The organism is Rhodococcus sp. NPDC057529 (assembly GCF_042802055.1).
In the GTDB taxonomy this organism is placed as follows: Bacteria; Actinomycetota; Actinomycetes; order Mycobacteriales; family Mycobacteriaceae; genus Rhodococcus_F.
Window position 1 is genome coordinate 199,784 of sequence record NZ_JBHVEY010000001.1, and the last position, 11,908, is coordinate 211,691.

Consider the following 11,908-nt stretch of genomic DNA (forward strand, 5'->3'; position numbering starts at 1 on the left):
TCCCCGATCAGAATCCGCGCTGAGCGACGTAGTCGTCGCGGACTTCGCCGTGGTAGGCGGGGACGGTGATGTCCCACCAGCCGGTGGGGTGCATCTCGGTCCAGGGCAGTTCGTGGGCGCTCATCGCCTCGATGATCACCGGTCCCGGTGTCGCGAACGCGCGCTCGATGGCGTCGGCCAGCTTCTCCGGGTCCTCGACGCGTTCGGCGCTGCAGCCGAGCGACTGGGCGAACCGGGTGATGTCGGCGAAATACGGTGTCCCGTCGAGATTCTTCCATCCGGAGATGATTTCGCGCTCCTCACCGAACAGGCTGATCTGGAGGTCCTTGATCGCCTCCCAGCCGCCGTTGTTGAGGACGACGATCACCAGCGGCACTCCGAGCATCGCGGCGGTCGCGATCTCGGTGCCGGTCTGCAGGAAGCTGCCGTCGCCGACCATCGCCAGGACCGGGGTGTCCGGGGCGCCGATCTGCGCGCCGATCGCGGCGGGCACACCGAATCCGATGCCGGAGAACCCACCCGCGACGATGTTGGTCTTCGGGCCGTAGATCGGGAACTCGTTGAACGCCTGGTTGGCGGGGTTGGACGAGTCGGTGACGAGGATGCCCTCGCGCGGCAGGGCCTTGCGGATCTCCACCATCGCCCGCGAGTTGGTCATCGGCAGGTAGTCGGTGGTCCGCATCGGCCGCAGGTGCTCGTCCCACTGCGCCTTGAGGTCCTGCAGTTCCGCGAAGTAGTCGGTGCTGCGGTAGTCGCGGCCGGGCCCGAGGTCGGTGAGGGCGTTCTGCAGGGACTGCAGGGACGTTTTCGCGTCGCCGACGACACCCACCTCGACCGGGTAGTTGCGGCCGATCTCGAATCCGTCGATGTCGATCTGCACCAGTTTGGTGTTCGGGATGTCGAACGTGACGCCGGGGCGGTACGAGGAGGTGATGCGGTCGCTGAACCGGCAGCCGACGGCGAGGATCACGTCGGCGGTGCGGGTGACGCCGTTGCCCGGGATCGAACCCATGTCGCCGCACGGCCAGGCGTAGAGGTCGTGGTCGGCGGGGAATGCGCCCTTGCCCTGGAACGAGTGCGTGACCGGTGCCCCGAGGTGCTCGGCGACGGCCATCAATTCCGCGGCGGCCTCGGCGTGGATGACGCCGCCGCCGGCCACGATCACGGGACGCTTCGCACCGGCGAGCAGGCGGGCGGCGTCGGCGATCACGGCCGGGTCACCGGTGGCGCGGGTGGCGGGCCTGCGGGTGCCGGTGTCGGGGGTGTAGTCGCCGTACTCGGCCTGCAGGTCCTGCGGAATGTCGACGAGGACGGGTCCGCGCCTGCCCTCGTGCATCGTGTTGAACGCCTGGGCGAGCGCCACCGGAAGCTGTTCGAGGCGGCTGGGCTGCCACCAGCGCTTGACCACCGGTTCGACCATGCGGGGAAAGTTGTTGCCGTGCGGGCGGTCGATCTCCTGCAGCACACCCCGGTTCTCCATGTAGGTGTGCACGGCGCCGGTGATCAGAAGCATCGGCATCGAGTCGGCGAACGCGGTCGCCAACCCGGTGAGGGTGTTGGTGGCGCCCGGTCCGATGGAGGTACAGATCGCGGCGATCTTCCCGGAGGCCCGGTAGTAGCCGTCGGCCATGTGGGCGGCGCCCTGCTCGTGCATGGCGGGGACCAGTTCGATCTCGTCGGCGCGGTCGACGAACGCGTCGAGGAGTGCGGTGTTGCCGTGGCCGGGGATCGCGAAGACCTTCTCGACTCCCTCGCGGATCAGGAAGTCGACGACCATCTGTCCGCCGGTGAGTTGCTGTGTTGTCATGTCGGTGTTCCTCGCTGTCGGTGACGGTGTCAGACGGACGTGGGTTCGGCCGGGGAAGTCCGGCCTGCGGTCGTGCGGTGCTGTGCGGTGATCGCCTCGGCGACGCGGAAGGCGTTGGCCGCGATGGACAGGGCGGGGTTCATCACGGGCAGGGACGGGAAGAAGGACGAGTCGACGACGTACAGGTTGTGCACGTCGTGGGCGCGGCAGTCGGCGTCGAGCACGGAGGTCGTGGGGTCGGTTCCGGCGCGGACGGTGCCGGCCTGGTGGGAGTTGACCTCGATGCCGGTGCCCTCGCTGAAGACGAACGGGTACCCGATCTTGCGGAGGATCGTGCGCATCTCGCGGACCAGCACCTCGTGGGCGCGCGTGTTGTTGGGGGTACACGCGATCTGGATGTTGCCGTCGGCGGTGAGGGTGACGCGGTTGTCCGGATCGGGCAGGTCCTCGGTGAACAGCCACCAGTCGATGCTGCGGGCCGTCGCCTGGCTCAGCGCCCACTTGGGGATCAGCGGCCGTTGGCCCTTGATCATCTCGCCCTGCAGTTTCCCGATCAGCTGCACGTGCCCGAGCGGGTAGGGGTGCTCGGCGGTGCCGCGGGTGTAGAAGTCGTTGAGGTACAGCGTCTTCTGGAACTCGGCGGTGTTCTTCTTCAGCGGGTTGATGCCGACCATGATGGAGTTGTTGTGCACCATGTAGTTTCGTCCGACCATGCCGGAGGAGTTGGCGAGACCGTCCGGATGCGCGGGGTTCGCCGACCGCAGCAGCAGTGCCGCGGAGTTGACGGCGCCGCAGGAGACCACGACGGTGGTTGCCTCGACGACGAGTTCGGTCCCGCGGTGCCGCAGCCGAACTCCGGTGGCCTGTGTGCCGGTGTCGTCGGTCAGGACCTGTTCGGCGTAGGCGTTGGTCAGCAGTTCCACCGTGCCGGAGGCCACGGCGGGACGCACGCAGCACACGTCCGCATCGGACTTGGCAAGCACGCGACAGGGGAACCCGTCGCAGGTCCGACATCGAATGCAGCCGCCGCCCTCGCGGAGGTCGATGCCCAGCGGAATGTTCGACGGGGTGTATCCGAGGCGGCGCAGGGCGTCGGCGGCCTCCTGCACCGTCGGTTCGTGTCCGATCGCCGGGTAGGGGAACGGTTCGTCGCGGGGCAGGGTCGGGTCGTCGGTGTGGTCGCCGTGGACCCGGTACACCTGTTCTGCGCGTGCGTAATACGGCGCGAAGTCGTCGTACGAGAAGGGCCACTCGGGTGATTCGCCGGCCTCGTGCTGCGTCGACTGGAAGTCTTCCCGGCGGAACCGCACCAGTGAGGAGCCGTAGAGTTTGGTGTTCCCGCCGACGTAGTAGTACGTGCCGGGGCTGAACGGCCTGCCCTCGGTGTCGTACCACTGCTCGGCGTTCGCGTACCGGTGATCTTCGAAGACCTCCTGCGGGCTCCAGTTCTGCTTTTCCTGCGGCAGGAAGTCGCCGCGCTCGATCAGAAGCACATCGACTCCCGACTCCGCGAGCGCGTAGGCGAGCGTTCCACCGCCCATTCCGCTGCCGACGATGACGACGTCGTAGCTGTGTTTGCTCGGGCCTGTGGGCTCCCCCACGGATGCGTCTCTCATGGGTCCTGCTCCTCGGTCGTAGAGAGTGGTGTGACGAGTTGGTTATACGTATAACTAAAGGTTAGCGACGACGTCGTGGATGTCAACCCCGCACGAGCAGCTCATCCCGGTAGGGGACGAGCTGCTCGCGGTCGTCAGGGCACGAGTGGTCGAGTGAGATTCTCCGGACGCAGCACGTCGTCGAGCTGCTCGCGACTGAGCAGACCCCGCTCGAGCACGAGCGCGGCCACGGTGCGACCGGTCGCCAGTGCATCGGCGGCAATCGCGGTGGCCGCGGTGTACCCGATGTGCGGGTTGAGGGCCGTGACCACGCCGATGGACGCGTCGACGGTGTTCTTCAAGTGCTCGATGTTCGCGCCGATTCCCACGACACACCGCTCGCGGAGTACCGTGCATCCGCGGGTGAGCAGTTCGATCGTCTCGAACAGGCTGTGCGCGATGATCGGCTCGAACGCGTTGAGCTGTAGCTGCCCGCCCTCGGCGGCCATCGTGACGGTCAGGTCGTTCCCGATCACCCGGAAAGCGATCTGGTTGACCACTTCTGGGATCACCGGATTCACCTTGCCCGGCATGATCGACGAGCCGGCCTGCACGGGCGGCAGCGTGATCTCACCGAAACCGGCGCGCGGCCCCGACGACAGCAGCCGAAGGTCGTTGCAGATCTTCGACAGCTTCACCGCGGTGCGCTTGAGTACCCCGGACAACTGGACGAACGCCCCGACGTCCTGGGTGGCTTCGATCAGGTCGGACGCCGTCGTCACCTCGATGCCGGTGATCGCGGCGAGATGCTCGCGGACCCGCCACGCGTACTCGTGGTGCGCGTTGAGACCGGTCCCGATCGCCGTTCCGCCGAGATTTATCTCGGAGATGAGCGTCGCCGCCTCCCCGAGCCGCTGCGAGTCCTCGTCGATCATCAGCGCGAACGTCGCGATCTCCTGCCCCAGGGTCATCGGAACCGCATCCTGCAGTTGCGTGCGCCCGACCTTGAGGACGTCGGCGAACTCCGTCGACTTCACCGCGAACGCGCCCGCCAGGTCCTGCATCGACGCCCGCAGCCTGGTCAGGGCGGTTTGCAGGCCGGCCTTGATCGCGGTGGGGTAGACGTCGTTGGTGCTCTGGCTCAGGTTCACGTGCTCGAGCGGATGGAGATGCTCGTAGCTGCCGCGGGCGTGGCCGAGCAGTTCCAGGGCCCGGTTGGCCACCACCTCGTTGGCGTTCATGTTGCTGGAGGTGCCGGCGCCGCCCTGGATGACGTCCACGACGAACTGGTCCCGGAGGGCGCCTGCCCGTATCTCTTCGCACGCCTGAGCGATCGCCCCCGCCTCGCGCAAGGGGATCAGGCCGAGGTTCGCATTGGCCTGTGCTGTTGCTTGTTTCACTGCGGCCAGCGCCGACACGAGGTCGGGATGGGCGGACAGCGGAATGCCGGTGATGGGGAAGTTCTCGGTCGCCCGCAGGGTGTGGATGCCGTAGTAGGCGTCGGAGGGAACTTCCCGGTCGCCGAGGAGATCGTGCTCGAGTCGAGTCATCGGTCCGAGGTCACCCGGGTCGGGAGGTCGCCCCACGCCAGCGGGGCGTTGCCGAACTTTGCGGCCCGGAGGTCGCCGGACCGGGCGTGGCCCTCGAACTTCTCGAGTCGCGAGACCCGTCCGCAGATCTCGCCCAGCTGGGCGCTGGTGTCGAGGTTGCGGACCTCCTGGTAGGTGAGCGTCTTGAGGAACTTGCCCACCCACAGACCGCCGGTGTAGTTCGCGGCGCCGAGCGTCGGGAGGACGTGGTTCGTGCCGATCAGCTTGTCACCGTAGGGAACACACGTGCCTTCGCCCAGGAACAGGGCGCCGTAGTTGCGCATGGACGTCAGGGCCTGGCGCGGGTCCTCGGTGAGGATCTGGACGTGCTCGGACGCGAACTTGTCGGCGAGGGCGTAGGCCTCGGTGAGGGTGTCGACGATGTGGACCTGCCCGTGATCGCGCCACGCGGGACCGGCGATGGCGTTGGTCACCAGGCCCGGGAGCAGGGCCTCGATGTGGTCGAGGGTGGCCCGGCCGACCGCCTCGGACGTGGTGATCAGCACGCACGGGGAGTCGGGGCCGTGCTCGGCCTGCGACAGCAGGTCGACGGCGATGGTGAACGGGTCGGCGTGGTCGTCGGCGACGATGAGCGTCTCGGTCGGCCCGGCGAACAGGTCGATTCCGACCTCACCGAACAGTTGCCGCTTGGCTTCGGCCACGTAGGCGTTGCCGGGACCGGTGAGGATCGAGACCGGGTCGACGGTCTCGGTGCCGAGTGCCAGCGCGGCGATCGCCTGGACGCCGCCGAGGACGAAGATCTCGTCGGCGCCGGCCAGGTGCATGGCGGCGACGCTGATCGGCGGTGCCTCGCCCGCGTTCGGCGGGGTCGTCGCGGCGACGCGATCGACGCCGGCGACCTTCGCGGTGAGCACGGTCATGTGCGCGGACGCGGTCAGCGGGTAGCGCCCGCCGGGCACGTAGGCGGCAGCCGCGTCGATCGGCACGTTGCGGTGGCCGAGGAAGACGCCGGGCAGCGTCTCGACCTCGATGTCCTGGATCGAGTCCCGCTGCGCCTGAGCGAAGTTGCGGATCTGTCGCTGCGCGAACCGCAGGTCGTCGAGGACGGTCTCCGGTACGGACTTCACGATCTCCGCGACCTGGTCCTCGCTCAGCCGGAACGACTCGGGGGACCAGCCGTCGAACTTCTCGGAGTACTTCCGGACGGCGTCGTCGCCGTTCGCGCGGACGTCGGCGATGACGGCGGCGACGGTGGCGACCACGGCGGGGTTGCTCGCCCGCTGCGCTGGTTCACCGACGGCGGCCTTGAGAACGAATGACATGGGTGCTTCCTTCGGATGAGCGAGGGGCTGGATCTGTTGTCATTCAGCATTGCGGTGCCACACCGTTTCCGACAGTTGCATTGTGGGAACTATTTGCGTCGGTTCATGCACGTTCTGTGTACCATTGTTCATGGTCTTCACCGTCGCCGATGCCCTCGAAATCGATCTCCTCAAGGACGCGGGAGCCCGTGTCCTGACCGGATCGGGCAGCCTCGACCGTGAGGTCCGCTGGGTGCATTCCTCCGAGATCTCGGATATCGCCCGCTTCCTCCGAGGTGGAGAATTACTCCTGACCGCCGGGCTCGGAATGGGCAACACGGGCGCCCTCCAGCAGGTGTTCGTGCGCGCAGCCGCTCATGCCGGGGCCGCCGCTCTCGTCATCGAGGAGTCGGGACGGATGTTCGACCGCGTACCGGATGCCGTAGTCGCCGAAGGGCAGGCCTGCGACCTGCCGATCATTGCCCTCGCCCGCGAGGTGCCGTTCGCCGGGGTCTCGGCGCAGGTGCACGAGATCCTCACCGACAGGCGCCTGCAGGCACTCACCTACGAGCGGGAAGTCGAGTCCACGTTCTCGAACCTGTTGCTCGACGGCGCCGACTACCTGTCGATCGTGCAGACGCTGGCAGAACTCACCGACGGCACGGTGGTACTCGAGAACATCGCGCACCGTGTGATGGCGTACGTCGGCGAGTTCGACGAGGAGGCCGGCATCGAGGACTGGGACAAGCACGCGCGCGGCCTCCACGGCGACGACGACGGATGTGTTCGCAGGCCGGTTCTGATGCGCGGCCAGCCGTGGGGCTGGATCCACGTCTTCACCGACCGGCCGGCAACCGCACGCTCCACAGCCGTGTTCGCAGCGGAGCGTGCCGCCGCGTCCGTCGCGATCTCCCTGCTGACCGACCGGAGCCGGGAAGCGAGGGACGACCAGCGGAGCACGGCACTGATCACGCGACTGCTGATCGGCGACCTCTCCGGAGCCGAATTCGTAGACCAGGCGGGAAGACTCGGATATCAGCTGGGGTCGGGACCTATCGTCGTCGTCATCGCGAACAAGGACGGCCGCGACGAGTCGTCGGCTCCGCGCGCCGGCCGCCAGCCCGACACCGGGGCGATCCACGCCGACATGGGCGACTACGTCGTGGCGGTGGCGCCGGAATCCGGGCGAACACGCGCCGAACTCGCGGGCCTGCTCGGGAAGACGGAGCACGGGGGTGGCATGAGCCGCGCGGTGCCCGCGTCGATGCTGCAGGTCGCGGTCACGCAGGCGAAGAGTGCCGCCGCGGTGTCGCGCTCCCTGCCCGCCTCACCGATGCTGCATTTCGACGACCTCGGCGTCGAACGTCTGCTCGTGACGTTGGCGCAGGGTCCCGAACTCGCCAGCTTCGTCGAGGACGAACTCGGCCCCCTGCTCACGAAGGATGCGCAGTCCACGACCCCGCTGCTCCCCACGTTGCGGGCCTTCCTCGCCGTCGACGGCCGCAAGACCGAAGCGGCGGACAAACTCTTCATCCAGCGCCGGACGCTGTACAACCGGCTCGACCGCATCGCCGCGATCCTGGGCAAGTCCCTGGACGACGCCGCCACCCGGCAGAGCCTGCTGCTCGCGGTGAAGGGGCTGGATCTGCTCGAGGGGTCGTCGGTCGCGGCGCGGCGGAGCGGGCGACCATGATTCGGAGCGGGCGACCATGATTCGGAGCGGGCGACCATGACACGGAGCGGGCGACCATGATTCGGAGCGGGCGACCATGAAACCGTCGGTATGGGGTTCTCATTTTGTGCAGTCTGCGCGCAGGAGGTACACGGTCTGTACCTGTTGTGCGGCGCGTCACCTTCGTAGTGTTTTCACCAAGATTCCGGCCATCCAGTCGGCGTTGATCGAAAGTTCACGCACTCGCTACTCGCTGAACGGATGCCTACCCCCGTAGGCGCCCGCGGCGGTCCGAGACCTACCGCAAGGACGAAATCATGGCAACACATGGAGCAGGCACCGCTCCCGTGCTCGACCATACACGCGTGCGAAAGGCGCGAATCGCAACATTCTTCGGCTTCTTCCAGTTGGGCGCCGTGATGTTGATGTGGTCGACGAGCACCACCTCGTTGCGTAGTCACCTCGGATGGGAAGGCGACGGCGGCGACTCGCAGTTCGGCCTCCTCGCGCTGTCGATCGGCATCGGCGCCGCCGTCGGGTGCTTCGCCATCGGCCCGTTCATCGATCGCTACGGTCCGCGAAACACGGCCATGCCCACGATGGTGATCTACCCGCTCTGTTACATCCCCCTCGCGTTCCTCGACGGGCTGATCGGGGCGATGGTGATCGGCGTGCTCATCGGGCTGCTCCGCGGCGCCTTCGACACGGCGTTCAACACCCACGGTGTGCAGGTCGAGCGGTACTACGGGCGACCCATCATGTCGGCGTTCCATGCGGCCTACCCGGCGGGTGGCTTCGTACTGGGTCTCGTCGGCAGTGCGCTGGCCCGGCACTTCACCGACAGCCCCGCCGTCGCCTACATCTCGATCGGCGTCGTGTTGTCCGTGCTCGGTTTCGTCTTCGGCAAGTGGCTCCTCTCCCTCGACGAGTTGCTGCCCCCGGAGCGGGACGAGATTCCCGGCGCTGCCGACCCCGCCCACCCGGGGAAGCGGTCGGCCACCACGGCGACGCTGCTCGTGATGATCGGATTCGGTGTGCTCCTGCTCGGCTCGATGCTGAGCGAGGGTGCGGTCCTGGACTGGGGCCAGGAATTCGTTCGCCGTGCGGTCGGCACCACGGCCGGCCTGGCGGCGACGGCCGTGACGCTCTACTCGGGTGCGCAGTTCGTCGGCCGGTTGTTCGGCGACAAATTGGCCGAGTACTTCGGTGCCCGCCTCATCGTCGGCGCGAGCGGTGTCATCGGTGCCGCCGGTGCTCTTCTCGCGATGCTGGGCGGCTCGGCGCCGCTCGCACTCACCGGTTTCGTGCTGCTGGGTCTCGGCCTGGCCTGCATGGCACCGCTCATGCTGTCGGCGGCCGGGCGACGCGATCCTGAGAATGCGGGACGGAACATCGGACTGGTCAACGCAATCGGCTACGTCGGCATGCTCGTCGGACCGGCCGCGATCACCGTCGTCGTCGACAATCTCGGTATCGAATGGATGCCGCTGCTGCCGGCCATCCTCCTCGCGCTGATCGCGGTCGGCGGTCCCGCGCTGATGCGCCTGGTGCCGCGCTACCACAAGCCGGCGGCGGACTCGAGCAGGCACGAGGTGGCGGCCGGGTAGGTCGTCCGCCACTCCGGCTCCCGCGGTCCGGCACCTCTCCCGAGGTGCCGGACCGTTGTCTGTTGATACGATTAACCACATTCCGTCGAGACGAACAGGAGACAGCTGTGCCTACCGAGAGTCCGCCGTTGAAGCGCGGTGAGCGCGGCTGGAAAGCAGCAACTTTCGTCATCTTCGTCGGAACGGGGATCACCTACGCGTCCTGGGTGACCCGCACCCCGGCCATTCGCTCGTCCCTGGGGGTCGACACCGGCGACATGGGTCTGATCATTCTCGGTCTGTCGATCGGTTCGATGGCCGGACTGCTGCTCGCCGGTCCGATCGTTGCCCGCGTAGGAGCCCGCCACGTCATCACGGCCGCGGCCACGATCGCGAGCCTCGGCCTCCTGACCGTCGGGCTCGGATCGGGTTTCGCGATCGCAGCCCTGGTCGGTCTCGGACTCGCGTTCACCGGCGCGGGATTCGGCATGTGCGAGGTGGCGCTCAACGTCGAAGGCGCCGCGATCGAGAAACGCATGGGACGCAGCTTCCTTCCCTCGCTGCACGGTGCATTCAGCCTCGGAACACTCGCCGGCGCCGGCCTCGGGGCGATCGCCGAACTGCTCGACGTCCCGGTGCCCGTGCATCTCGGGGTGCTCGCCGCCGTCGTCCTGGTGGCGAGCGGAAGCGTCGTGGCGCTGCTTCCGCCGGCGTCCGGGCGAGACGTCACGCGCACACGCACGAGGCCGAGCGCGTCCGGGAACACGACGGTCTGGCGGGACACCCGGATCGTCCTGCTCGGACTGATCGCGCTCGGCATGGCGTTCGCGGAGGGCAGTGCCAACGACTGGCTGCCGCTCGGGATCGTCGACGGCTACGGAGTCGCCTCGTCGACCGGCGCCGCGTTCTACGTCGTGTTCGTGGCCGCGATGACGTCGGGCCGCCTACTCGGCGGGCGTGTCGTCGACCGGTACGGCCGCGCCGTGACCGTCCGCTGGTCCGCCGTGCTCGCGGTGGCGGGGGTCCTCACGGTCATCCTGTCGGGGAACCTGATACTCGCCGCGGCCGGGTGCGCGTTGTGGGGTGTCGGTGTCGCCCTGGGCTTTCCGCTTGCACTGTCCGCGGCCGCCGAATCGGACGAGGACTCTGCGCGGCGAGTCAGCGCGGTGTCGACGCTCGGGTACATGGCATTCCTCGTCGGGCCGCCGCTCCTCGGTCTGCTCGGCGAGCAGTTCGGCCTCCTGCAGGCCTTCTACGTCGTCCTCGCCGGCGCCGTCCTCGCCGGACTGGTGGCGAGTGCGGCGCGGGAAACCGCGGCCCGTGATCCCGGAATATTTCAGGCACCGCCGCCGCTGGAAACACAGGAATGTCTTCAACACCCAGGTTTTCGGCAATGAAGATCCTCGTCGTCGGAGGAACCGGCCGCATCGGCGCGGCCGTCGTGGACGCACGGACCTGACCGGTGCGGCGGGCGTGAACCCCTGTCTTTCGCGTCATCGCGCGCTGCGGGCAGGTCGGTGATCGGAGTCCATTCCCGCGGGCTCGAGTGTGTCTGGGTTTGTCCCGATCGCCATTGCCAGGTCCGCGCTGCCGCCGAGCGAGTAGCGTGACACTGCATAGGGTCGGGATAGACCTGACACGGGAGGCTGACGCCGTGCGTCGTGTAGCGATTCGTCGTTTGTTCGTAGCCTGGGCCGCGGCGTCATTGGCGGTCGTGACGATCCCGCTCTGCTCGTCCGCCTCGGCGGTGGCGGACACGCCGCCGGTCCCGGCGGCGACGACCACGGTGTTCCAGGTCCCGGTGCGGTTCGTCGCAGGATGCTTGTTGCTGACCGTGTTGGCCTGTGACTACCCGCCGCCACTGTCGACCGTCACGCCGTCGGCAACGACGGGTGCATCCGGGGTGGTGACCTTTGCGGCGGAGCGTTCCGCGACGACCGCGAGATACTGCGTTCCCGTGTCGGTGAATTGGAGGAACCTGACCACAGGCGTCGCCGGGACGACAGTCCTCGGGCTTGTGGAGCGTGACCTCAGTGGGTCCACCGGACCGGGGGATCGATGCCGATACGCCCCCACGACGGTCGTCACCGGCGGCGGCATGATCGCCGCGGTCGCCGACGTCGGAGCAGATCCTCCTGCCGACGGGTACCAGATACTGGTCCACCCGGGGTTCGGCACCTTCGCCGTCCCGTAGAGCATGTGCGCTCGAAGACCGGGCTCGAGTGTGGGAGCGTCACGCAACGCCCGCCCACCTGTCAGCCGTGGCACCATCCCGCTACCCGAACACCGACAACGCCCGCACCACCGATGACTCGAGCTGTAATCGAACCCGCTGCTTTCAGCAGAACTACTCAGGCCCGGGCCGGTTTCATCAACCGGATCCGGGCCTGAGTCGCT

7 protein-coding genes and 1 pseudogene are annotated in these 11,908 nt (G+C 67.8%); 4 read left to right on the forward strand and 4 right to left on the reverse strand.

Going from position 1 to position 11,908, the window contains the following annotated elements; genetic code table 11:
- Window positions 1–7: 7 nt before the first annotated feature.
- From ACFU5V_RS00950 to hisD, 4 genes are all read right to left on the reverse strand, one after another.
- On the reverse strand, window positions 8–1,807 hold the full coding sequence (locus ACFU5V_RS00950) for a thiamine pyrophosphate-binding protein (RefSeq protein WP_378696097.1): 1,800 nt from the start codon (window positions 1,805–1,807) through the stop codon (window positions 8–10).
- Window positions 1,808–1,836: 29 nt separating this feature from the next.
- Window positions 1,837–3,423, reverse strand: a complete 1,587-nt coding sequence (locus ACFU5V_RS00955) for a GMC family oxidoreductase (RefSeq protein WP_378696099.1) — start codon at window positions 3,421–3,423, stop codon at window positions 1,837–1,839.
- A gap of 134 nt (window positions 3,424–3,557) precedes the next feature.
- Entirely contained in the window at window positions 3,558–4,952 is a 1,395-nt protein-coding gene (locus tag ACFU5V_RS00960) for an aspartate ammonia-lyase (protein ID WP_378696101.1), read from the reverse strand.
- Entirely contained in the window at window positions 4,949–6,274 is a 1,326-nt protein-coding gene (gene hisD, locus ACFU5V_RS00965; protein ID WP_378696103.1) for a histidinol dehydrogenase, read from the reverse strand. Before hisD ends, ACFU5V_RS00960 begins: the two co-directional genes overlap by 4 nt.
- A 130-nt stretch (window positions 6,275–6,404) precedes the next feature.
- Here hisD and ACFU5V_RS00970 point away from each other — a divergent pair, with 130 nt between their 5' ends.
- The 4 genes and pseudogenes from ACFU5V_RS00970 (at window position 6,405) to ACFU5V_RS00985 (ending at window position 11,705) form a co-directional block, all read left to right on the forward strand.
- Entirely contained in the window at window positions 6,405–7,946 is a 1,542-nt protein-coding gene (locus tag ACFU5V_RS00970; protein ID WP_378696105.1) for a PucR family transcriptional regulator, read from the forward strand.
- Between the two features lie 269 nt (window positions 7,947–8,215).
- Window positions 8,216–9,532 (forward strand): annotated as a pseudogene (locus ACFU5V_RS00975) (MFS transporter); the annotation flags it as partial.
- A 107-nt stretch (window positions 9,533–9,639) separates the two neighbouring features.
- A complete protein-coding gene (locus tag ACFU5V_RS00980; RefSeq protein WP_378696107.1) occupies window positions 9,640–10,908 on the forward strand; it encodes an MFS transporter in 1,269 nt (422 codons plus the stop codon).
- 281 nt (window positions 10,909–11,189) lie between these two features.
- Window positions 11,190–11,705, forward strand: coding sequence for a hypothetical protein (locus ACFU5V_RS00985; RefSeq protein WP_378432227.1), 516 nt, complete (start codon window positions 11,190–11,192; stop codon window positions 11,703–11,705).
- Window positions 11,706–11,908 lie beyond the last annotated feature (203 nt).